This is a genomic window from Asticcacaulis sp., from assembly GCF_027484505.1.
Taxonomy (GTDB): domain Bacteria; phylum Pseudomonadota; class Alphaproteobacteria; order Caulobacterales; family Caulobacteraceae; genus Asticcacaulis.
Map to the genome: position 1 here is coordinate 27524 of NZ_JAIXSV010000256.1, position 21105 is coordinate 48628.

23 protein-coding genes are annotated in these 21105 nt (G+C 60.7%); 15 read left to right on the top strand and 8 right to left on the bottom strand.

Going from position 1 to position 21105, the window contains the following annotated elements; genetic code table 11:
• The first annotated feature begins 71 nt into the window (after nucleotides 1-71).
• Both Q0072_RS14995 and Q0072_RS15000 read left to right on the top strand, forming a co-directional pair.
• Nucleotides 72-1082, top strand: coding sequence for a ligase-associated DNA damage response exonuclease (locus Q0072_RS14995; RefSeq protein WP_298331617.1), 1011 nt, complete (start codon nucleotides 72-74; stop codon nucleotides 1080-1082).
• Nucleotides 1079-2656: a cisplatin damage response ATP-dependent DNA ligase gene (locus Q0072_RS15000; protein ID WP_298331619.1), complete on the top strand. Its 1578-nt coding sequence runs from the start codon at nucleotides 1079-1081 to the stop codon at nucleotides 2654-2656. The genes Q0072_RS14995 and Q0072_RS15000 overlap by 4 nt, the downstream gene beginning before the upstream one ends.
• Before the next feature lie 53 nt (nucleotides 2657-2709).
• On the opposite strand, the gene Q0072_RS15005 is transcribed toward Q0072_RS15000, so the two are convergent.
• A complete protein-coding gene (locus tag Q0072_RS15005; protein ID WP_298331621.1) occupies nucleotides 2710-3198 on the bottom strand; it encodes a hypothetical protein in 489 nt (162 codons plus the stop codon).
• Nucleotides 3199-3436: 238 nt separating this feature from the next.
• Here Q0072_RS15005 and Q0072_RS15010 point away from each other — a divergent pair, with 238 nt between their 5' ends.
• The 9 genes from Q0072_RS15010 to Q0072_RS15050 all read left to right on the top strand — a co-directional run bounded on the left by Q0072_RS15010 (nucleotide 3437) and on the right by Q0072_RS15050 (nucleotide 10967).
• A complete protein-coding gene (locus tag Q0072_RS15010) occupies nucleotides 3437-4243 on the top strand; it encodes an SPOR domain-containing protein (protein ID WP_298331623.1) in 807 nt (268 codons plus the stop codon).
• 14 nt (nucleotides 4244-4257) lie between these two features.
• Entirely contained in the window at nucleotides 4258-5349 is a 1092-nt protein-coding gene (gene nagZ / locus Q0072_RS15015; protein ID WP_298331626.1) for a beta-N-acetylhexosaminidase, read from the top strand.
• Nucleotides 5350-5352: 3 nt separating this feature from the next.
• Nucleotides 5353-6210 carry a ScpA family protein gene (locus tag Q0072_RS15020; protein WP_298331629.1) on the top strand — a complete coding sequence of 286 codons (858 nt, stop codon included), beginning with the start codon at nucleotides 5353-5355 and terminating at the stop codon, nucleotides 6208-6210.
• Nucleotides 6211-6364: 154 nt separating this feature from the next.
• Nucleotides 6365-7036, top strand: coding sequence for an SMC-Scp complex subunit ScpB (scpB, locus tag Q0072_RS15025; protein WP_298331632.1), 672 nt, complete (start codon nucleotides 6365-6367; stop codon nucleotides 7034-7036).
• Nucleotides 7037-7156: 120 nt separating this feature from the next.
• Nucleotides 7157-7363, top strand: coding sequence for a twin-arginine translocase TatA/TatE family subunit (locus Q0072_RS15030; RefSeq protein ID WP_298331635.1), 207 nt, complete (start codon nucleotides 7157-7159; stop codon nucleotides 7361-7363).
• 86 nt (nucleotides 7364-7449) lie between these two features.
• Complete coding sequence (tatB, locus tag Q0072_RS15035) at nucleotides 7450-8037, top strand: Sec-independent protein translocase protein TatB (protein ID WP_298331638.1); 588 nt, start codon at nucleotides 7450-7452, stop codon at nucleotides 8035-8037.
• Entirely contained in the window at nucleotides 8034-8933 is a 900-nt protein-coding gene (gene tatC / locus Q0072_RS15040; RefSeq protein ID WP_126420328.1) for a twin-arginine translocase subunit TatC, read from the top strand. The genes tatB and tatC overlap by 4 nt, the downstream gene beginning before the upstream one ends.
• A gap of 161 nt (nucleotides 8934-9094) precedes the next feature.
• Nucleotides 9095-10570 (top strand): serine--tRNA ligase, encoded by a 1476-nt coding sequence (gene serS / locus Q0072_RS15045; RefSeq protein ID WP_298331644.1) that lies wholly within the window; start codon nucleotides 9095-9097, stop codon nucleotides 10568-10570.
• An 82-nt stretch (nucleotides 10571-10652) separates the two neighbouring features.
• Nucleotides 10653-10967 carry a hypothetical protein gene (locus Q0072_RS15050; protein ID WP_298331646.1) on the top strand — a complete coding sequence of 105 codons (315 nt, stop codon included), beginning with the start codon at nucleotides 10653-10655 and terminating at the stop codon, nucleotides 10965-10967.
• An 86-nt stretch (nucleotides 10968-11053) separates the two neighbouring features.
• Here the strand turns inward: Q0072_RS15050 and Q0072_RS15055 are convergent, their stop codons facing one another.
• Nucleotides 11054-11881 (bottom strand): flagellin, encoded by an 828-nt coding sequence (locus Q0072_RS15055; protein WP_126420325.1) that lies wholly within the window; start codon nucleotides 11879-11881, stop codon nucleotides 11054-11056.
• Between the two features lie 384 nt (nucleotides 11882-12265).
• Between Q0072_RS15055 and Q0072_RS15060 the strand changes: the two genes are divergently transcribed.
• Nucleotides 12266-13033 (top strand): response regulator, encoded by a 768-nt coding sequence (locus Q0072_RS15060; RefSeq protein WP_298331651.1) that lies wholly within the window; start codon nucleotides 12266-12268, stop codon nucleotides 13031-13033.
• A 52-nt stretch (nucleotides 13034-13085) separates the two neighbouring features.
• Here Q0072_RS15060 and Q0072_RS15065 read toward each other — a convergent pair whose 3' ends face one another.
• The gene (locus Q0072_RS15065; protein ID WP_298331653.1) at nucleotides 13086-13511 is read right to left on the bottom strand and encodes a hypothetical protein; all 426 of its coding nucleotides are present in this window, start codon (nucleotides 13509-13511) and stop codon (nucleotides 13086-13088) included.
• 149 nt (nucleotides 13512-13660) lie between these two features.
• On the opposite strand from Q0072_RS15065, the gene Q0072_RS15070 reads away from it, so the two are divergent.
• The 3 genes from Q0072_RS15070 to Q0072_RS15080 all read left to right on the top strand — a co-directional run bounded on the left by Q0072_RS15070 (nucleotide 13661) and on the right by Q0072_RS15080 (nucleotide 17272).
• Nucleotides 13661-14947 (top strand): MFS transporter, encoded by a 1287-nt coding sequence (locus Q0072_RS15070; protein ID WP_298331655.1) that lies wholly within the window; start codon nucleotides 13661-13663, stop codon nucleotides 14945-14947.
• Between the two features lie 2 nt (nucleotides 14948-14949).
• A complete protein-coding gene (locus Q0072_RS15075; RefSeq protein WP_298331657.1) occupies nucleotides 14950-15939 on the top strand; it encodes a LacI family DNA-binding transcriptional regulator in 990 nt (329 codons plus the stop codon).
• A 118-nt stretch (nucleotides 15940-16057) separates the two neighbouring features.
• A complete protein-coding gene (locus Q0072_RS15080; RefSeq protein WP_298331661.1) occupies nucleotides 16058-17272 on the top strand; it encodes an alginate export family protein in 1215 nt (404 codons plus the stop codon).
• A gap of 59 nt (nucleotides 17273-17331) precedes the next feature.
• Here the strand turns inward: Q0072_RS15080 and Q0072_RS15085 are convergent, their stop codons facing one another.
• The 5 genes from Q0072_RS15085 to Q0072_RS15105 form a co-directional block, all read right to left on the bottom strand.
• Nucleotides 17332-18021: a copper resistance protein B gene (locus tag Q0072_RS15085; RefSeq protein ID WP_298331664.1), complete on the bottom strand. Its 690-nt coding sequence runs from the start codon at nucleotides 18019-18021 to the stop codon at nucleotides 17332-17334.
• On the bottom strand, nucleotides 18008-19639 hold the full coding sequence (locus Q0072_RS15090; RefSeq protein ID WP_298331667.1) for a copper resistance system multicopper oxidase: 1632 nt from the start codon (nucleotides 19637-19639) through the stop codon (nucleotides 18008-18010). The genes Q0072_RS15085 and Q0072_RS15090 overlap by 14 nt, the downstream gene beginning before the upstream one ends.
• Before the next feature lie 62 nt (nucleotides 19640-19701).
• Nucleotides 19702-20049, bottom strand: coding sequence for a hypothetical protein (locus Q0072_RS15095; RefSeq protein WP_298331669.1), 348 nt, complete (start codon nucleotides 20047-20049; stop codon nucleotides 19702-19704).
• 75 nt (nucleotides 20050-20124) lie between these two features.
• The gene (locus tag Q0072_RS15100; protein ID WP_298331671.1) at nucleotides 20125-20442 is read right to left on the bottom strand and encodes a hypothetical protein; all 318 of its coding nucleotides are present in this window, start codon (nucleotides 20440-20442) and stop codon (nucleotides 20125-20127) included.
• Nucleotides 20443-20488: 46 nt separating this feature from the next.
• Nucleotides 20489-21049, bottom strand: a complete 561-nt coding sequence (locus tag Q0072_RS15105; protein WP_298331673.1) for an HNH endonuclease — start codon at nucleotides 21047-21049, stop codon at nucleotides 20489-20491.
• Nucleotides 21050-21105 lie beyond the last annotated feature (56 nt).

A 21105-nucleotide genomic window follows, 5' to 3' on the forward strand; every position in this document is an offset into this window, starting at 1 on the left:
CGCTTTTAACGTGAACGGTCATAAAAAGGCAGTTATGCCACCTGTTACGTTCAGGATCGCGGGGGTGATCAGTGACCCATCCGCGTGACTGGATCGAAGTGCGGCCCGAAGGTGTGTGGTGCCGACCCGGTGGCTTCTTTATCGACCCCATGCAGCCGGTCGAAGTCGCGGTCGTGACGCACGGCCATGCCGACCACGCGCGCGCCGGTCATCAGCACGTGTTTGCGACGCCAGAAACCCTAGCCATCATGCGCAGCCGCTATGGCGAAGACCATTTCAGCGAGGCCGAGCACCCGCTGGCCTATGGGCAAATCGTTGACATCAATGGCGTGCGTCTCAGCCTGCACCCGGCGGGGCATATCCTGGGTTCGGCGCAGGCGCGGCTGGAATATGATGGCGCAACCATCGTCTTTTCCGGCGATTATAAGCGCCGGTCAGACCCAACCTGCGTGCCGTTTGAACCGGTGCCGTGCGATGTGTTCGTCACCGAGGCGACCTTCGCCCTGCCGGTGTTTCGCCATCCGCCGCTGGCGGATGAGATCGCACGGTTGCTGGCCTCGCTGCGGCAGTTTCCGGATCGCTGTCACCTCGTCGGGGCCTATGCGTTGGGCAAGTGTCAGCGCCTCATCTGCGCCCTGCGCGCCGCGGGCTATGTCGAAACCATCTATTTGCACGGCGCCATGCAGCGGTTGTGCGACCTTTATCAGTCGTTTGGGATTGATCTGGGACCGCTGGCGCCGGTGACGTCGGAAAACGCACGCACTTTGGCCGGAAAGATCGTCCTATGTCCGCCTTCGGCGCTTAAGGACCGCTGGTCGCGGCGTTTGCCAGAGGTGCTGACGGCGGCGGCCTCCGGCTGGATGCGCATACGGGCGCGCGCCAAACAAAAGGGCGTTGAACTGCCGCTGGTGATTTCCGACCATGCCGATTGGGACGAACTGATCCAGACCCTGAGCGATGTTGGCGCGCCGGAAGTGTGGGTGACGCACGGCCGCGACGACGCGCTGGTGCATCAGGCGACGCAGATAGGCCTGAAGGCCCGCGCCCTGCACCTGATCGGCTATGAGGACGACGCGGAATGAAAGCCTTTTCCCGTCTGCTGGAAAGCCTCTATTACGAGCCATCGACGCTCGGTAAGACGCGGCTGCTGCTCGACTATCTGCGCACCACGCCCGATCCCGACCGCGGCTATGCGGTGGCGATTATCGCCGGGGACCTGTCCCTACCCAATTTTCGGCGCTCCATGGTGCTGGAGATGATCCGGGCGCGCGTCGATCCGACGCTTCTCACCCTCAGCCACGACTATGTTGGTGAGCTGTCGGAAACCGTCGCCCATCTGTGGCCGGCCGCCGAAGCGAAACAGGGCGACTTGCCAGCTTTGCATGAGGTGGTCGAGGCCTTGCGCCATACGCCCAAGGCGCAACTGCCCGACTATGTGGCGGGTTTGCTCGATCAGATGACCTCGCCCGAACGCTGGGCCTTGCTGAAGATCGGGGCCGGGGCCCTGCGTATCGGCGTCTCGGCGCGCCTGCTTAAACAGGTGCTGGCGAAATTCGGTGATCAGCCGGTCGAGCGCATCGAGAGCCTGTGGCATGGCATAGACCCACCCTATCAACCGTTGTTTGACTGGCTGGAAAGGCGGGGGCCGGAACCGGTCGTCACGGCGCGCCTGACCTTTACACCGGTCATGCTGGCCCACCCGCTGGAGGCCAAAGACCACGCCCTGATCACGCCGGAAACCTATGCCGCCGAATGGAAGCATGACGGTATCCGCGTACAGGTGGTGCATTCGGGCATCGGTCGCGCCCTGTTTACGCGTACCGGCGATGATATTTCCGGCTCATTTCCGGACGTACTGGCGCATCTGAATTTTCACGCCGTGCTGGATGGCGAACTGCTGGTGCAGCGCGGTGAAGAGACAGGGACGTTTAACGATCTGCAACAGCGGCTGGGGCGCAAGGCCCCTTCGGCAAAATATATGGCCGATTATCCGGCGGCGATTGTCGCCTATGATGTGCTATTTCTCGAAGGCGAGGACGTGCGCGCCCAGCCTTATAACCAGCGCCGTGCCCTGTTGCAGGCCGCTCTCGAGCGCCACCGGCCCTATGGCATCCGCCTGTCGCCGCAACTGTCCTATGGCGACTTTGTCGAACTGGAGGCCTTGCGCGGCAGCGTCGATAATGCCTCGGTCATCGAAGGCCTGATGCTGAAACGCCGCGACAGCGCCTACGTCGCCGGACGGCCGACGGGACCGTGGTATAAGTGGAAGATCAATCCCAAGCTGGTCGATGCGGTGCTGATGTATGCGCAGCGCGGATCTGGCAAGCGGTCGAGTTTCTATTCCGATTTCACCTTCGGTCTGTGGTCGGGGAACCAACTCCTCCCCATCGGCAAGGCCTATTTTGGCTTTACGGACGCCGAGTTGAAGGAACTGGACAAGTGGGTGCGCCACAACACGCTCAACAGCTTCGGGCCGGTGCGCGAGGTGAAGAAAGAGCTGGTGTTTGAGGTGGCGTTTGACGCCGTCAACCGTTCCAAACGCCACAAGTCCGGCTATGCCCTGCGCTTCCCGCGGATCAACCGCATCCGCTGGGACAAGCCGGCGCAGGAGGCCGATCACCTGAGCGTTCTCGAACCTCTGGCGGGTACAAGCTGAGGCTTGCCGCGGGTGGTGCCACCCGCAAACGCCTGACGGCAAAATGTCCGGGCCTAATCGAGCACCAGATCGCCCGAAAAAGACGAGGGCCGCGTTTTGCGCGCCTGATCCGCCGGTACATCGGCAATCTGCGACAGATAGGCGTGCCGATCCGTGGCCATCAGCCAGTTGAAGGCGTGCGAATAGCTGGTGAAACGGCACAGGGTTTCATTGGGAAAACCGGGCAGGGCAGCCGCCTGATGCCAGCGCTCGCAACGCGCCGCGCAGACCAGCGCCACATGGGCGTAGCAGTTGTGACGACCGCGCAGGGCCTGCCAGCGTTTGGCCAGTGTGGTGACGTGTTCGGTGCTGAAATCACGGTCATAACGCCGCATATCGACCAGCCGGTGATAAAGCCACGGCCGCTCCACGCGCTTGAGCGACAGGAAGAACTGCTCGATAAGGTCTTCCGGCGGCAGGGTGCCAACCGGACGCAGAACGATCACTCGCAGATCGCTGTGCGCCATGAAGATCAGCCTGTCTTTGTCTGTGAGCTGGCCCATCCTGTCCTCCGCGTTAAAACGTAACATGAAAGAGTTATCAAATCACAACCGACGGTCGCGGCTAAAAAGCGTTGTCGTTTACGCTGAAATCGCGGCTCGCTCGCAAAAACAGGTGTGCATAAAGATCGCGTACCGCTTTTTAGACGGGTCTCTCTTTTCGTATGGACTTAAGCCTGCCAAAATGGCGTGCTTCGCTGCGCATGATTCGTAAAGGCGCAACTACAGGATTTTTAAGGTCATGGTGGAAGACAACGAACGCGGCACCTACACGCCGCCGACCGAGGATCATCTGAGCTACGACAGCCGCCGTCCCGCGCCGAAGCGGGATCAGACTCCGATCACCCTGATCGCGTCGTTTATCGTGCTGGTGGTGCTGCTGCTGGCGGTCGTGCTGTTCTACAATTCCGGCCTGAACACCCGTAAGGTCACGGATGTGGGTGACCCGCTGACGGCCTATAAGGACGGCAATATCGAGGAGGCCAAGCCGCTGAGCGACGAGGATATGCTTGACCCTTCGGTCAATCAGGAAGCGCACGCCTCAGGCACCGCACCCGTCTTTGCCAATGATACCGAGGCCCCGCAGGCCCGAGAAGCCGCTTCGGCGGTGGCACCGTCGGCCCCCAGTGCCAATGAGAACCTGCTGCCCCCGGCCCAGACCGCGCCGGCAAACCAGCCGACGCAACCCACGCCATCGGCTCCGGTCGCCGCCAAGCCTGCGCAACCGGCCCCTGTGGCGACCAAACCCGCCGAACCGGTCAAGACCGCAGAAGCCAAGCCGGAACCCAAGCCCGTGGTGGCGACTTCCGGCGGCGCATCGGTGCAGATCGGCGCCTTCTCGTCGCAGGCCATTGCCGACCGCGAATTTGCCGCCTTGGCCTCGTCTTACGGCCTGTTTGTTGGCGGCACGCGTAAGGTGGTCGAGAAGGTTGATCGCGACGGATCGACTTTTTACAGAACCTCCTTTAGCGGCTTTGCTTCCAAGGATAAGGCGCAGCAATTCTGCAACGCGCTGAAATCGGCGGGCAAGACCTGTTTCGTGAAGTAAGAGTCCGTTAAAACATGCTGAATATCAAACAAAAAGCCAAAGTTTCCGCCGCCATCTACGGCTGTGCGGGGCTTGAGCTTACCGCCGCTGAACAGGCGTTTTTTGCCGCTAAAAAGCCGCTGGGCTTTATTCTGTTCAAGCGCAATATCGACACACCGGAGCAGGTCCGCGCCCTGATCAACGCGCTGAAAGCGGCGGCCGGGCACCCCGATGTGCTGATCCTGGTCGATCAGGAAGGTGGGCGCGTGCAGCGCTTCAAAGCCCCGCACTGGCCGTCCTATCCGCCCGCCGCCGCTTATGAGGCCGTGGCCAATTCGCCGTTTGAACAGCGTGAATATGTCCGCATGGGGGCGCAACTGATGGCGCACGATCTACGCGCGCTGGGCGTCAATGTGGATTGTGCGCCAGTGCTGGATGTGCCGCAGGCGGGCACCCACGACGTGGTTGGTGACCGCGCCTATGGCCTGACCGCCGAGACCGTGGCCATTATGGGCCGCGCCGCCGCCGAAGGATTCTTGGCCGGCGGGGTGCTGCCGGTGATCAAGCACGCCCCCGGTCATGGCCGCGCTCAGGTCGATTCGCATCACGAACTGCCGGTCGTTAAGGCACGCCGTGATGAGCTGGAAAAGGTCGATTTTCTGCCCTTCGCCGTCAATGCCGACATGCCTTTGGCGATGACGGCGCATGTCGTTTACACGGCGCTCGATCGCCGCAACCCGGCTACCACCTCCAAAAAGGTGATCAAGCTTATCCGCGAAGAGATCGGCTTTGACGGCCTGCTGCTCAGCGACGACATCGGCATGGGCGCGCTGAAAGGTCCGGTCGGCGCACGGGCGCGGGCCTCGCTGCGCGCCGGTTGCGACATCGTCCTGCATTGCAGCGGCGACCTTGAGGAAATGAAAGCCGTGTCGGTCTTCGTGCCAACCATTCGAGGCAAGGTTCAGCAGCGTCTCGAACGCGCGCTCCTGCGCCTCAAGCACAAGGTCGAACCGCTGAACGTCGAAGAGGCTCGGGGCCGTCTTCAGGTGCTGTTGCACCGCCCGGTCACCGTGCGCGAAGAGTATGAGGATTTCGTCGATCCGACCGCCTATCAGGAGGTCTACTAAGCCGTGAACACGCGCGGGGGCGCTTTGCCGGGGCTTGAAAACGAGGTGTTTCAGCACCGCCTCGATTTCACGGCCGATGCCGCGCCCGTGCCGGAGATCGAGGCCGACGACGCCCTTCTGCTCGATCTCGATGGCTACGAAGGCCCGCTGCACGTGCTCCTCGAACTGGCGCGGCAGCAGAAGGTCGATCTGCTGAAAATTTCGATCACCCGACTGGCTGAGCAGTATCTGGTCTTCATCCAGCAGGCGCGACGGTTGCGTTTTTCGCTGGCGGCGGACTATCTGGTCATGGCCTCGTGGCTGGCCTATCTCAAATCGCGTCTGCTGCTGCCGGTGCCGGAGCGCAAGAAAAGCGATGAGCCGGAACCCGAAGAACTGGCCGCCGCGCTGGCCTTTCGCCTCAAAAAGCTGGAGGCTATCCGGAAGTCCGTGGAGGCCATCACCTCGCGCCCTCAGCTCAAACGCGATGTGTTCGCGCGTGGCGACCCGCAGGCCACGGTCATCCTGCCGTCGTCACGACTGGATGTCTCTTTGTTCGACCTGATGGGGGCCTATGTGACCCAGAGGCAGCGCGAAATCGCCCGCCATTACGACCCAACCATGCGCGTCGAGGCCTTCCCGCTGGAAGATGCCCGCGACCATCTGCGCGATGTGCTGCCGCAGTTATCGGACTGGACGCCGCTGGATGAGATTGCGCCGCAGCCGGTGGGCGAGGGGGGGCCGCGCCGCGCCTCCTACGTCGCCTCGACCCTGTCGGCGGGGCTGGAATTGACCAAGGAGGGCCTGATGCAGGTGCAGCAACTGGGCACGTTCGACACGCTTTACCTGCGCCGCCGCCCGCCGCTGATGGAGGGACGATGAGCGCTTTTCTATCATACTCCCCCAACTTGCTTGGGGGAGGTGGATCGCTACCGACAGGTTGCGAGACGGAGGGGGGCTTTCCTTTTGGCGCGCCCCCTCCGTCACGGACAAGCCGTGACACCTCCCCCGCTGCGCAGGGGAGGAGGTAGACCGCATGACCCCCGACCTGTCCGCCAAACTCGATATCGAGCGCGCCATTGAGGCCCTGTTGTTTGCCGCCGCCGCCCCATTGTCGGCGGCTGATCTGGCGCGACGTCTGCCCGAAGGGGCGGATGTGGGCAAGGCTTTGGCGGCATTAAAAGCGCGCTATGCCGACCGGGGTGTGACCCTCGAAGTGGTGGCCGACAAATGGCAATTCCGCACTGCGCCCGACCTCAGCCACCTGATGGTCGAAGAACGCGAAGAACCGCGCCGTCTGTCCAAGGCGGCTTTGGAAACGCTGGCCATCATTGCCTATCACCAGCCGGTCACGCGGGCGGAGATCGAGACGATTCGGGGCGTGGGCCTGTCGCGCGGCACGCTGGATGTGCTGCATGAGATGAACCTGATCCGCCTGCGCGGGCGCAGGCGCTCACCGGGCCGACCGGTCACCTATGGCACGACCGAACACTTCCTGGAGGTGTTTTCTCTGCCCAGCCTGCATGATCTGCCCGGCGCAGCGGATATGCGCGCGGCCGGCCTGCTCGACCTCAATGTGCCTGCCGATTTCGTCATCCCCGAACCCGGCGGCGCGCGTGAAGCCGAAGACCCCATCGGCCTTGAGGAGATGGAACAGGTCGAGTTTGCACAGGATTTCTTTGAAAGCGCCGACGGCGACCGCGATTAGACGGTGTAATTGGGCTTATTTTCGCTTTGATGTACGCCTACAATACGCCTATAAGAGAGCAATACTTGTATCCCGAAGATGCGCCGCCGCAAGGCAGCGCCGCGCGTATGGAGATCTAACATGGGTAGCATGAGCATCTGGCACTGGGCCATTGTCGCGGTTGTCGCGCTGCTGCTGTTTGGCGGCCGTGGCAAGCTGTCGGGCCTGATGGGCGATGCCGCGAAGGGTATCAAGGCCTTCAAGGACGGCCTCAAGGATGAGGACGCCAAGAAGGACGAAACCAAGCCCGAAACGGCCAAGACCGTTACCGATAAGGACGCGGCCTAAGTCTTTTTCGTTATTTTCTGCATGACCGCCCCTCATTGAATAGGGGCGGTTGCTTTTTCATGTTCTGACCCTAAGGCGTAATTTGAATGCTGCCCGGTATTGGGGGCTCTGAGCTCGTACTCATTGCGGTGGTGGCCCTGATTGTGGTGGGGCCCAAAGATTTGCCGAAGCTGTTGCGGCAACTGGGTCGCTTTGTGGCCAAGATGCGCTCCATGGCCGACGAATTCCGCACTTCTTTTGACGACATGGCGCGTCAGTCGGAACTCGATGATCTGCGCAAGGAGGTTGAAGCCCTGCGCTCCGGCAATGTCACCTCGCCGGTCATTGACGATATCCGCGAAGACATGCGGCGCATCGAAGGCGAAATCAACGACGCCATCCCACCCAAGGGCCACTACTACAGCGACAATGTCGATGTCCCGTCGCCCGATGCTTATGATCATGGGCACACCCCGGCGGATTTCGGCAAGCCGTCTCTGACCGACGAACCCGAAGTGCCTAATACGGCGGCGGACCCGGCGATAGCAGAGCCGGAAAAAAAGCCGCGCAAGCCGCGCGCGAAGAAATCCGCCGAAACCGTTGAACATGCACCGGTTATGGCCGAAGCCGAAGCGGCTGCGGCTAAACCCAAGCGCAGCCGCGCCAAAAAGACGACTGAGACTCTCCCGTCATGAACGATCTGGTGACCAAAGACGACCTCCACCCGGACGAGGCCGAAATCGAGGCGTCGCGCGCGCCGCTGATGGACCACCTGATCGAGTTGCGTTCGCGCCTGATCTGGATGGTCGTGGCGTTCGTGGCGGCCTTTCTGCTGTGTTTTGGCTTCGCCGAGCCCATCTACATCTTCCTGACCCATCCCTATGAGATGGCCAACCGCATGTTTGAGGCGTCACGCGCCCACGGCGGGCATGGGGCGGGGCCGTTCGACCTGATCGAGATTATTCTGGGCCTCAAAGAGGTGCCGCAGGCTAAGAACAGCGTGGCGCTCATCACCACAGCGCCGCTGGAATTCCTGTTCACCAAGATGAAGATGGCGGGCTTTGGGGCGGTCATCCTCAGCTTCCCGGTGATCGCCTGGCACCTCTATCGCTTTGTCGCGCCGGGTCTTTATAAGCGCGAGCGCATGGCCTTTTTGCCGTTCCTGATCGCGGCGCCGGTACTGTTCGTCATGGGCGCGCTGCTCGTCTATTTCATTATCCTGCCGATGGTGCTGTGGTTCTCCTTAAGCCAGCAGATTTTGGGGGCAGGGGCCGTCACCGTGCAACTGATGCCCAAGGTGTCGGAATATCTGTCGCTGGTCACCACCCTGATGCTGGCCTTCGGCGCGTGTTTCCAGTTGCCGATTGTGCTGACGCTTCTGGGCCTGACCGGTATGGTGTCATCGAAAATGCTGTCATCCGGGCGGCGCTACGCCATTCTGGGGATCGTGGTCGTTGCCGCCGTGGTCACGCCGCCGGACCCCATTTCGCAGCTTATGCTCGCCATCCCGATTGTGCTTTTGTACGAAATCTCGATCCTGTGCGTGCGGATGATCGAATGGCGGCGCAAAGAGCCGTCGATTGTAAGCTGAGCCATCCCCCCTCCGTCTTTCTCGTCAATGAAGCATTGACGAGAAATCCACCTTCCCCGTAAACGGGGAAGGATTTTTCCTCCCTACCTGCGCAACGGGGAGGGGGGACCGCGAAGCGGCGGGCAGGGCGACCTGTCCATTGAGACCTTGAGGACACTTCCATGCACGATATCAAAGCCTTACGCGAAACACCTGAAGCTTATGTCAAGGGCTGGTCATCGCGGGGCCGTGAGTCGGCGCAAGCGGATGTCGATGCGCTGCTGACTCTGGATAAGGCCTTGCGTGCCGCCAAGACGGCGTTTGAGACCAATCAGGCGCAGTTGAAGAAGCTGTCCGGCGAAATCGGCAAGGTCTTGTCAGGTAAAAATGGGGCGCAGAAAGACGAGGCGCGGGCCGCCGAGCTGATGGCGGAGGTCGAGGGCCTGAAAGGCGCGATAGCCGCGGCGCAGGAAACGGAGCGTCAGACCGAAGAGGAACTGCGCACCCTGCTGGCTTCGCTGCCCAATATCCCGTTTGACGATGTGCCGCTGGGTGAAGATGAGGCGGGCAATGTCGAAATCCGCCGCCATGGCGCGCCGAATATCCTCAGCTTTCCGGCCAAGGATCACGCCGATCTGGGCGAAGCGCTTAAGGGGCCAACTGGCCCATTGATGGACTTTGAAGCGGCGGCCAAAATGTCCGGCTCGCGCTTTGTGGTGCTCAAGGGGCAACTGGCGCGTCTGGAGCGCGCCATCGGTCAGTGGATGCTCGACACCCAGACCGCCGAGCACGGCTATACCGAGGTCAATCCGCCCGTACTGGTCAAGGACCACGCGCTGTTCGGCACGGGTCAACTTCCGAAGTTTGAAGAGGATTTGTTTAAAGTATCTAGCTTTAATGTTGATAGATATTTAGACGATCTTTCTCAAGCTATTACCCTCTTTAAAGAAGAGACTGAACTAAATGTAGTGAACGCCTTAAATCCGCAGTATTTTGATAGTGCGCGTTTAAGAGATTTGTTGGCTAATATAGATGCGAAAACATATTATGACGACGTCCGCTACCTCATCCCCACCGCCGAAGTGTCGCTGACCAACCTTGTCCGCGAAGCCATCACGGCGGAAGAGGAACTGCCGCTGCGTCTGACGGCCCTGACCAACTGTTTCCGCGCCGAAGCCGGGTCGGCGGGCCGCGACACCAAGGGCATGATCCGTCAGCATCAGTTCCAGAAGGTCGAACTGGTGTCGATCACCACGCCAGAACAGTCGGCGGCGGAGCATGAGCGCATGACCGAATGCGCCGAAGCTATTCTCAAAAAGCTCGACCTCAGCTTCCGCACCATGCTGCTGTGTACCGGCGATATGGGCTTTGGCGCGCGCAAGACCTATGACCTTGAGGTGTGGCTGCCGTCGCAAAACACTTACCGCGAAATTTCGTCCTGCTCCAACTGCGGGGATTTCCAGGCCCGCCGTATGGACGCCCGCACGCGCAAGGCCGGCGAAAAGGGCACGCGCTTCCTGCATACGCTGAATGGTTCGGGGCTCGCGGTCGGCCGCACGCTGGTGGCGATCATGGAAAACTATCAGGACGAGGGCGGTCGCATCGCTATTCCGAGCGTGCTGCAACCCTATATGGGCGGCCTGACGCACATCGGCTGAGCCGGCGCAGGCTAAATTCGCCTGTGGATAGATTTTTTATAAAAACAGTGGCATACTCTCAGCTCATTTACGAGTGAGTGCCATGCAGACCCATCCGTCGTTGATTGAACGTTCGGTCGGTGCCACGCTATGCGCCTTTACGCGCCGGGACCTGCCGCCTGAAGAAGCCGAGCTTGAACTGGTAGAAATCATCGCCAGCCAGATCGACGGCAAGACCGACTACGCCATGGCCGTCATTGGCTTCTATGTGCGTCAGATGCTGAAAGCCCTGGCGGCGCGACAAATGGCGCTGGCCGATGCTTTTGACGCCGTGGTCGATGCAGCGGCCTGCGCCGCCTCCGGCCATATGCAGGCGGCGCTCAAACTGTCTGAGCCGGTGTCACGCCTGCGGCATTAAATTCGCCGCGTCCTGCGATTAAATATTTCCCATAATCTATATTATGCGTAATTAGGGGTCCGCCGGGGTGGACGCTCGTCCGGCCACTACCGCCCAAACAGTTGCAGCAAAAAGGATTGCGAGCGGTTTGCCACGCTCAGGGTCTGGATCGCCAGTTGCTGCTTGAGCTGAAGCGCCTGAAGCTTGCTGCTCTCCTTGGCCATGTCGGCATCGACCAGTCGCCCGACATTGACCTCAAGCGTGTCCTGCAACTTGCCGATAAAGGTTGTGTGGCGATCCAGCGCTCTGGAGGACGCGCCCAGACGCGCCATCGCCACAGAGATATTGCTGATCGAGCTATCCAGCGTGGCGATCAGCCCCTGCGCCGACATGGCGCTGGCAAAACCCGCTCCGCTGCTCAAGGTCAGAATGCTGCCGCCCAGAGACAGGTTTTGCGCCATGACCGTCAGGGTGTCGCTGCCATCGGCATTGGCCAGAGCCGCAATCGAGGTGCGCGACCCGTTAAGCAGGTTGACGCCGTTAAATGTCGCGTTCCGGATCGACTGAGCGATCTGATTGCGGATGGCGACGAAGTCGTCATTCAGCGCGCGGCGGGCCGTGGTGTTCAGCGACGGATCAGAAGCGGCCAGCGCCTTTTCTTTCAGCTCCATCAAAAGGTCGGAGATGCTCTCGCCGGCGGTCATGGCCACATCCACCACCGAGCCATTGCGGGACAAAGACTCCTTGACCGCATCCAGCGCGCGTATCTGAGCCCTCTGCCCCTGCGCCATAACCCAGCCCGACGCATCGTCCTTGGCGCTGGCGATTTTCAGACCTGACGAAATACGCGCCTGCGTCGCGTTCAACTCTTTCGAGGTCGCGTTCAGCATTTGCAGGGCCTGCATGGCCCCGACATTGGTGTTGATGGAGTTCACGCTTCGTGTGTCCCCTACCCTGTGGCCGGTCGTCTTTTGCCGAACGGGAGCCCTGCTCAATAACCACGCTATCCGATCGCGTTTAACTTCGATTTAATGGCGCGCAAAAAAGACTCTTGTTTTTCAAAATTGAAAGACATTTTACACTTGAATATTTGGTCAACCAATTGTATGACATGATTATGCGGTGCCCTGCACCGTTGCCCTTCGGGGCTTTCCTCCCTGTATTGACTTAAGGCCGTGCGGTTTCGCGCGGCTTTTTTTTCTGAATAAGGCCCAAAGGCTCCACAGAAAGGTCCACAGGGGGAATTATTAAGAATAACATTGTATTGAGTCTGCCATTCCCTTTTCGCACCCTGTGCGGCTCATCTAAACGAGGCAAGAATGGCTGAAGGACTGGCGCTGGTTATCGAAGACAGCATGACCCAGGCAAACATCGTCGGGCGGATGCTCAAGGACGAAGACTGGGACTATGTGGTCGCGCGCTCCCTGGCCGAATGTCACGAAGTGCTGTTGCAGCAACGGCCGAACCTGATTTTCGTCGATGTGTTTCTGGGCGAAGACAACAGCCTTGACCACATCACGCAAATCCGTGACCGCGCACTGGACGCCACCATCGCCATTATGACTGCCGGGTCGCGTGACGCTTCGGTGGACAGCACGCTGAAACTGGCGCGCAGCACCAATGTCGATTACGTCCTGCGCAAGCCCTTTTCGCGCCAGCAGATGCGCGCCATCGTCGAGTCGGCGCAGGCCGACGCCTCCGAGGGTCGCAAGCGCAAGCACGCTCTGGTCATCGACGACAGCCATACGGTGGCGACACTGACCGCGCAGACCCTGTCGGATAACGGCTACCGCGTCTCGATTGCGCACAGCATGGAAGAAGCGCTGGACAACGAAGACATCGCCCACGTCGATCTGATCGTCTCGGACATCTTCATGCCGGGCATGGGCGGGCTTCAGGGTATCCGCGTTATTAAATCGACCTGGCCGAATGTACGGATTCTGGCCATGTCGGCGGGGCTGGATGCGCGCGTCAGCTCGGACCGCGCCACGTCGGCCGCCATGGCCGCCGGGGCCGACGCCGAAATCCAGAAGCCGTTCCGCCCGGTCGAGCTAATCAATACGGCCATCCGCCTGATGGCGTCGTAACAGATCGCACAGCCACAAAAAGAAGCCGGCCCCGGAAACGGAGCCGGTTTTTTTAATCGCGGCAATAGCCCTCGTTGGCGGCCACGACCAAGCAGTCGGACTTTTCCGCCAGCCATTTCATGCCGGTCGCCTCCCCGTCGCCGGGCACGATGACCAGCGCCGTGCCATTGCGTTCAATATGCAGGCCGTCGGCTTGCAGCGTCCCCGCATAGGTTTTGGGACCGTCCAGATCGGCAATCACCACCTGATAGGCCGTGTCCGATTGCGGCGTAATGGTCATGTAGGTGCCCTCCACGCCTGTCCAGCGCCCGGCATAGTCAAAGGCAGAGGCGCTTGGCGACACGACCGACGCCGGGGTTTCGCTTACGGCGCTTTGGGCCGTTTCTTCAGCTGCGGGCTGAGAGGGTTCCGCTGAGCAGGCCGCCAGCAGCGCCGAAACCGCGATCAAAGCCGCGCCGGGTCTCCATAGTGAGGTCATGAAACATCTCCTTCTGATCCGATGCGCGACTGTAAGGGGCACAAAATAAGCGCGCCATACGGCGTCTTGCCGATGTCAGGCTTCCGCTACGGCGGAAAATGCGTTAGGCGAAACATAAATCACATCACAGGGATTTCGGGATTCCGTCTATGTCCAACGCTACACCGGCGGCTATCACCGGCCACAAACCCGTCAATTCACCGGCGCAGGTCCTGCTGGCCAGCCTGATCGGCACGACCATCGAATTTTTCGACTTCTATGTCTATGCCACGGCGGCCGTGCTGGTCTTCCCGTCACTGTTCTTTCCGACCAGCGACCCGACCTCGGCCCTGCTGCAATCCTTCGCCACCTTCTCCATCGCCTTTTTCGCGCGTCCCATCGGGGCCATGGTGTTCGGTCATTTCGGCGACCGCATCGGGCGCAAGGCAACGCTGGTGGCAGCGCTGCTGACCATGGGCATTTCCACTGTCCTGATCGGCTGCCTGCCCAGCTATGCGCAGATTGGCGTGGTGGCCCCCCTCCTTCTGTCGTTGTGCCGTTTCGGGCAAGGCTTTGGTCTGGGTGGCGAATGGGGGGGCGCGGTGCTGCTGGCCACTGAAAATGCGCCGGAAGGCAAGCGGTCGTGGTACGGCATGTTCCCGCAACTGGGGGCCCCTATCGGCCTGCTGCTGTCGTCCGGGGCCTTCTGGGTGCTGCTGCACTTCATCTCGCAGGAAGACCTGCTGAGCTGGGGCTGGCGCGTGCCGTTCATCGCCTCGCTGGCCCTGATCGGGGTCGGCCTGTGGGTGCGTCTGTCGATCACCGAGACGCCGGAGTTTCAACAGGCTATCGACAAGGAAGAGCGCGTCAAGGTGCCGCTGGTCGAAATCTTCGGCCGGCATAAGCGCTCATTGGTCCTCGGCACCTTTGTGGCGCTGGTGACCTTTGTTCTCTTCTATATCGGCAGCGCGTGGCTCCTCTCGTATAATGTGAAGGTGCTGAAAATACCGTTTGTGAAGGCGCTTGAGGTGCAGATTTTGGGCTCGATTGCCTTTGGTCTGTTTATCCCGCTGTCGGCCAAGCTGGCGGAGCGCTTTGGCCGACGCGAAATCCTTATCCTGACCACGGCTTTGATTGCGGTCTTCTCGTTCGCACTTGCCCCGTTGATGGGCAATGAGGGCGGCATCTTCGTCTTTTCGGTCGCCGCCATGGCGCTGATGGGCATGACCTATGCCCTGATCGGCACGGCGCTCGCGGCCCCCTTCCCGGCCAATGTGCGCTATACAGGGGCCTCCCTCACCTTCAATTTCGCGGGTATTGTCGGGGCGTCGCTGGCCCCCTATGCCGCCACCTGGCTTCAGGCCAATTACGGCCTGAGCCATGTCGGCTACTACCTTCTGGTGGCAGCGCTGATCACACTGGTCTGCATCTTTGCCTCCGGCAAGGACGAGGTCTGAGCATGGTGGATGAGGGGCGCACCGCGAAGCGTATCACGCTGAAAGACGTGGCCAGAGCCGCCGACGTCTCTCTGGCCAGCGCGTCGTATGCCATCAATGGCACAGGTTCGCTGGGCAGAGAGGTGCGCGCCCATATCCTCAGGGTCGCCGCCGATCTGGGTTATCGTCAGAACCTGTCGGCGCGCGCCGTGCGCACCGGGCGCACGGGGACGCTGGGGCTTATCCTGCCGGACTTTGCCAATCCCTTCTTCACCGCTCTGGCGCAGGCCGTCATGCGCCGGGCGCGCGCCAGCGGCCATTATGTCATCATCGCCGATACCGAGGGCGATATCGGCCTCGAGCAGCAGGCCATAGCCAGCCTGATCGAGCGCGGGGCCGACGGGCTGGTGTGGTTTCCGGTACAGGATCTTGATGCCCAAACCGTAACGCCGGGACTACCGACCGTGGTGATGGATCGTAAGGCGACGGGTTTGTCTCTGGTGCTGGCGGACTATTTTGGCGGCGGACAGCAGGCGGCGGCGCATCTTCTGGCGGGCGGGCACCGCAAGGTCGGGCTCGTCTCCGGCCCGATGAGTCTCAGCAGCATGACCGAACGCTGCGAAGGCTTCCGCGCGGGTTTAAGCGACCATGCCGAATGCGTCTTTCATGTGGAAACCGCCTTTTCCGACGATCTGGAGCCCGCCGTGGGTGAGGCCATCGACCGCCGTGACGTCACGGCCATTTTCGCCGGCACGGATCAGATTGCGCTGGCCATCGTCCGGCGCGCCGCGCGCAGTGGCCTGAGGGTGCCTGAAGACCTGTCTGTCATCGGCTTTGGTGATGCCCCTTGGGTCGGCACCTCGGCCCCTGCCCTGACGACGGTGGAAATGCCCATCGAAGACATGGCCAATGAGGCCGTGGATCGCCTGTTGCAACGCGACACCGGCACCCCTGCGCGCGTCGTTTTTGATACGACTCTGATCGTGCGTGAATCGACGCGAACGCTCCCGTAACGGCGTTTGCAAAAAATTACCATTTTTATGAGACGCTTACTTTCATTGAAAGTGCGCGCATCTGTGTCCGGACCTTGTTCATACGTTTCGGAAGGCGCACGCCAGTTGGAGTACGTCTATGATTGTTCGCGTTTCGCTCAGCACCCTCGCCCTGGCCGGTATCGCCGGCGGTGCCCACGCCGACAGCTTTTCCGAAGCCCTCGCCAAGTCCAAACCCATCCTTGAATCCCGCCTGCGCAGCGAAAGCGTCTCGCAAGCCGGGTTGAATGATGCCGACGCCCTGACGTGGCGCAACCGCGTCGGCTTCGAGAGCGGTCAGTTCGGCAAGGTCAAGATCCTCGTTGAATTCGAGGACGTGCGCGCGCTCAAAGACGACTATAATTCGGGCTATAACGGCAAGACGAGCTACGCCTCGGTCAACGACCCGGAAGTCACCGAACTGAATCGCCTGCAACTGACCTGGACGCCCAATGCCGCGACGACGGTGACGGCCGGGCGTCAGCGCATCCTGATCGACGACAACCGTTTCGTTGGCAATTCCGGCTGGCGTCAGGACGAAATGACCTTTGATGCTCTGCGAGTGGACGTCAAAAAGGGCAAGTGGTCCACGACCTATGCTTACCTGACCAAGATCAACCGCACGGCGGGCGAATATGCCGACTGGGATTCCGACAGCCACATCCTTAATGTCGGCTATGCGGCCAGCCCGGCCCTGAAGCTGCAAGGCTTTGTCTATGCGCTCGATTTCAAGAATTCGGCCTATAACTCGACCCTGACCACGGGCCTGCGTTTCAGCGGTGAAAAGCCGCTCAGCAAGACGACGAAACTGACCTATGCCGGTGTCATCGCCAAACAGGTTGATCACGGCAATAACCCCAGCGATTTCAGCCTCAAGGCTGTGAATGGCGAGGTGGGCGTCAATCATGGACGCTGGAAGGTTGTCGCGGCCTATGAGAAGAATGAAGGCAATGGGGTGCGCGGCTTCATCACCCCAATCGGCAGCGCGCACAATATCCGCGGCTGGGCCGATGCCTTTTCGACCAATGGCAACAAGGTTCTGCCGGATGGTCTGAACGATCTGAATTTTACGACCACTTACGCGCATCCGACCCAGATCGGGCCCTTCAAGAAGCCGACCCTGACCCTCAGCTATCACGACTTCAAAACGGATCGCAACAGCCGCGCCGTGGGCAAGGAATGGGACGCGCTGGCCTCGGCGGCCCTGACCAAAAACCTGACGGTCAGTGTCAAATATGCCGATTTCGAGCGTGCAGACTCCTCCATGCCGGCGTCGCGTCGCAAGGTATGGGTAGGTCTGGAATACAAGCTGTAAGCCTATAGACCGTGTGAAATTGCGGCGTCCGGAGCGATCCGGACGCCTTTTTTCATACCTCAGAATAGCCAGCGTATACCAAGGCTTATGCGGTTTTCTTCAGTCGGTTTACCCGCCGCGTGCGTCCGTTTGGCCGTCTCCCCCAGCGTGCGCTGGTGATCAAGCTGCACATAGGGCGCAAAGCGGCGGTTGACCTCGTAACGCAGTTGCAGGGCCGCCGTCGCGTCGGTCAGGCCTGAGCCCGTGCCGCGCTGCGGATCGGCCTGGCTGACCGCATTGAGTTCCAGCGAGGGCGACAGGATCAGCCGGTTCGTCAACAGTAGATCGTTTTCCTGCCGCAGTCGTGCACCGATAGTCCCATCTTCACCCACGAGCAGATGCGCTTCGGTTTCGAAAAAATAGGGTGCCAGCCCGTTGACCCCTATGGCCAGCCAGTTGCGATCCCCTTCCCCGAAATCGTGACGCACGCCGATCTGCGCGTCCCAGAAGGTTGAGACATTACGACTGTAGAGGGCCCAGACTTCGCCTTCCGTCCGGGCGTCACGCACCTCGCCTTCGCTCTTGAGCCACAGTTTGTGTGTATCACCGCCGACCCAGCCGTCGGCGTCCCAATGCGCCGTGTCCTGCCCATCGTTTCGGCTGTAGGCGGTTTCCAGCCACACGGCGTGATAGGTGGCCGAATGGTCGTGTTGGGCCAGAGCGGCTGAGGGGAGCAGCAGGCACAAAGCCACTGTTTTAAGGATGTGCATGATGGCCCTCCCCGTGTGGTGTGTGGTCCGGAGCGGGTTGCGCCGTCGGGGGCACAAAGCCCGCTTCCGGTGCCGTGACGCGTAGGGTGGTCATCATGCCCGACTGCATATGGAACATCAGGTGGCAGTGATAGGGCCAGTCGCCGGGCTCGGTGGCTGAGAGCAGCACCGACACGGTCTGACCCGGCGGCACGATCACCGTATGCTTGTCTGGCAGGCGATCCGCGTCCTGCCCGTTCTCAAGCTGGACGAACATGCCGTGCAGATGCAGGGGATGCGCCATCATGGTCTCATTGACGTAGATCAGCCGCACCCGCTCATTATAACCCAGCGCAATGCCGTCCTGCGGTGAGAAGGTTTTCCCGTTGATGGTCCAGATATAGCGCTCCATATTGCCGCCCAGCACCACCTTGATAAAGCGTGTGGGGGGGCGCGTGTCGCTGTGCGGCGTCAGGCTTTTGAGCTGAGCATAGTCGAGCACCACGGTCCCTTTGGGTGCGCCGGTGTCGGCCCATCCGCTGTCATGATCCATCTGGCTCATATCCATATTGGGATCGTCGCGCATCATGACGTCCATATTCATGTCGCCCATCCTGAGCACGGCGCGCGGGCGATGCGGCGGGATATCGCCCGTCATCCCTTCGCGCGGGGCCAGCGTCCCCAGTGCAAAGCCTTCGCGGTCCAGCGACTCGGCGGCAATCGTATAGGCGCGGTCTTCGCTCGGCGTGACAATGACATCATAGGTTTCGGCATTGCCGAAGCGGAATTCATCCACCTCAACCGGCTGCACCGGTCGGCCATCGGCCGCGACAACCGTCATCTTCAGGCCCGGAATGCGCACATCGTACATCGTCATGGCCGAGGCGTTGATAAAGCGCAGGCGCACTCGCTCACCCGCCCGGAACAGGCCCGTCCAGTTCTGGGCATTCGTCAGACCGTTGACGAGAAAGCGGTAGCCGGTGACGTCAGACAGGTCGGTGGGGAGCATACGCATCTTCCCCCACTCACCGGCTGATTTCAGAGCCTTACCAAGCCCCTCTTGATGTGCGTCCTTAAGCAGATCGCCCACCGTGCGGCGTTTGTACTGATAATAGTCGGACGACTTTTTGAGGTTGGCCTGAATACGCGCCGCGCTGTCCTGATGATAGTCGGACAGCAGCACCACATAGTCGCGATCGGCTTGAATGGGGTCGGGCGTTTTGGGGGCGATGACGATGCCGGCGTAGAGGCCGTCTGCCTCCTGCCCTAACGAATGCGAATGATACCAGTAGGTGCCTGACTGCCGGATCGGGAAACGATAGGTAAAGGTTTCGCCCGGCGCTATGCCTTTGAAACCATTGAAGCCCGGTGCCCCGTCCATTATTCCCGGCAGCAGCAGGCCATGCCAGTGGACCGAGGTCGGCGTTTTCAGCGTGTTGGTGACATGGATCACCGCCTCGTCGCCTTCGGTAAAGCGCAGGACAGGGCCGGGAATGGTGCCATTGACGGCGATCTTGGGGACGGGTTTGCCACCAATCGTGGACTGGACCTGAGATATAGTCAGGTCATAGGTGCGGGTTTCGGCCAGGGCCACAGAGGCGCACAGGCTGAAGAAACCCGCCAAAAGCATGGATTTCATGAGTGTTTTCCTGAAAAACGTGAATGGCTGCGCCCGCTCTGGGCGCCATACGAGTCCGGTTTTCAGGCGCGCGGCGGTCGCATCAGGTCGTCGCTGAGGGCGAAATTCAATCGTTGATCCGTACCAAAGCCTGTGTGCATGCGACCTTCATAGCCCATGAGTGACGCCATCTGCGGCAGGATGAGAAGACCGGCAGCGCAATGGCTGACCGGACACTGACAGGCGATGCCGCAATCGGAATGCGTCTTTTCTACAGGCGACTTATGAGGTGCGGCCTGTTCGCCCATCGCTATCTCATGACAGGGCATAGGCTCGGCGGTGGCCATCCGGGCCTGCGCCATGACCGGTCCCGCCATCGTCGCTAGGACGAAGGCCAGCAATCCGGCAATACGGCTCAGTCGCTTCCACATGCGCCCTGCTTAGCAGGAATTCGCGTGCTTGCCTATCGGCTCGCCGTCATTGCCAGGCGACCGTGACACCTGCTCTCAAAAGCTCTCAAAATCCTCGGACAGGCGCATATGTTCGATGATCGTTTCGCGCGCCTCATCATCAGCGTGCGACAGGTCGAGCACCGCATCGCCCGAGTCGAGCACCCGCAGAGCCAGCACCTCACCCATATAGGCAAAGCGCGGTATCTTGGGGCCGAACAGGCGCTCGCGTCGCGCCTCAACCTGCACGTCCAGCGTTCGGGCCAAAGCCGCCTCAATGGGTTTCAGGGGCACCAAGGTCTGCCCCTTATCACGGGGAAAACGTATCACGCCGAAATTCCGGCGATCCAACTCAAAGCGCACGCGCTGCGACATGTCTTAATCAGCCCGAAGAATACCCATATACGCCCCTCAGCCCCCGTCAGGGTTCGAGCAGCGTATCCCAATACAGGTAATCTACCCAACTTTCGTGAAGATAGTGAGGCGGAAAACGCCGTCCCAGCTCCTGAAGCTGATACATTGTCGGGCGGTGTGGACTTTTGGCCAGTGCCATCTGTGCCTGTTGGGGTGTTTTTCCCCCTTTACGCAAGTTGCACGGGGCGCAGGCAGTGATGATATTGGTCCAAGTGGACTTGCCGCCCTGCGAGACGGGCAGCACATGGTCAAAGGTCAGGTCGTGGCGACAGCCGCAATACTGGCAACTGAACTGATCACGCAGGAAGACGTTATAGCGCGTGAAGGCCGGCGGCCGGTTCTGGTCGATATAGGTCTTGAGGCTGATGACGCTGGGTAGTCGCATGGTAATCGAGGGCGAGCGGATTTCGACATCGTAGGTCGAAACCACATCGACGCGACCTTCGAACACCGCCTTGACGACATCCTGCCACGGCCGGGTCGAAAGCGGATAATAGGAGAGCGGCCTGAAATCGGCGTTCAGGACCAGGGCCCGCCAGTCAGAGGGCGGACGTTTCAGGACCTGCATGGACGCCTCCATGCGATCGGGGATGCAACGGGATAATCGTACCGGAAGACCGAGCT

Coding starts and splice junctions, on each gene's coding strand:
- Q0072_RS15000 (WP_298331619.1), top strand. CDS start 1,079: ATGAAAGCCTTTTCCCGTCTGCTGGAAAGCCTCTATTACGAGCCATCG.
- Q0072_RS15005 (WP_298331621.1), bottom strand. CDS start 3,198: ATGGGCCAGCTCACAGACAAAGACAGGCTGATCTTCATGGCGCACAGC.
- Q0072_RS15010 (WP_298331623.1), top strand. CDS start 3,437: ATGGTGGAAGACAACGAACGCGGCACCTACACGCCGCCGACCGAGGAT.
- nagZ (WP_298331626.1), top strand. CDS start 4,258: ATGCTGAATATCAAACAAAAAGCCAAAGTTTCCGCCGCCATCTACGGC.
- scpB (WP_298331632.1), top strand. CDS start 6,365: ATGACCCCCGACCTGTCCGCCAAACTCGATATCGAGCGCGCCATTGAG.
- Q0072_RS15030 (WP_298331635.1), top strand. CDS start 7,157: ATGGGTAGCATGAGCATCTGGCACTGGGCCATTGTCGCGGTTGTCGCG.
- tatB (WP_298331638.1), top strand. CDS start 7,450: ATGCTGCCCGGTATTGGGGGCTCTGAGCTCGTACTCATTGCGGTGGTG.
- tatC (WP_126420328.1), top strand. CDS start 8,034: ATGAACGATCTGGTGACCAAAGACGACCTCCACCCGGACGAGGCCGAA.
- serS (WP_298331644.1), top strand. CDS start 9,095: ATGCACGATATCAAAGCCTTACGCGAAACACCTGAAGCTTATGTCAAG.
- Q0072_RS15050 (WP_298331646.1), top strand. CDS start 10,653: ATGCAGACCCATCCGTCGTTGATTGAACGTTCGGTCGGTGCCACGCTA.
- Q0072_RS15060 (WP_298331651.1), top strand. CDS start 12,266: ATGGCTGAAGGACTGGCGCTGGTTATCGAAGACAGCATGACCCAGGCA.
- Q0072_RS15065 (WP_298331653.1), bottom strand. CDS start 13,511: ATGACCTCACTATGGAGACCCGGCGCGGCTTTGATCGCGGTTTCGGCG.
- Q0072_RS15070 (WP_298331655.1), top strand. CDS start 13,661: ATGTCCAACGCTACACCGGCGGCTATCACCGGCCACAAACCCGTCAAT.
- Q0072_RS15075 (WP_298331657.1), top strand. CDS start 14,950: ATGGTGGATGAGGGGCGCACCGCGAAGCGTATCACGCTGAAAGACGTG.
- Q0072_RS15080 (WP_298331661.1), top strand. CDS start 16,058: ATGATTGTTCGCGTTTCGCTCAGCACCCTCGCCCTGGCCGGTATCGCC.
- Q0072_RS15085 (WP_298331664.1), bottom strand. CDS start 18,021: ATGCACATCCTTAAAACAGTGGCTTTGTGCCTGCTGCTCCCCTCAGCC.
- Q0072_RS15090 (WP_298331667.1), bottom strand. CDS start 19,639: ATGAAATCCATGCTTTTGGCGGGTTTCTTCAGCCTGTGCGCCTCTGTG.
- Q0072_RS15095 (WP_298331669.1), bottom strand. CDS start 20,049: ATGTGGAAGCGACTGAGCCGTATTGCCGGATTGCTGGCCTTCGTCCTA.
- Q0072_RS15100 (WP_298331671.1), bottom strand. CDS start 20,442: ATGTCGCAGCGCGTGCGCTTTGAGTTGGATCGCCGGAATTTCGGCGTG.
- Q0072_RS15105 (WP_298331673.1), bottom strand. CDS start 21,049: ATGCAGGTCCTGAAACGTCCGCCCTCTGACTGGCGGGCCCTGGTCCTG.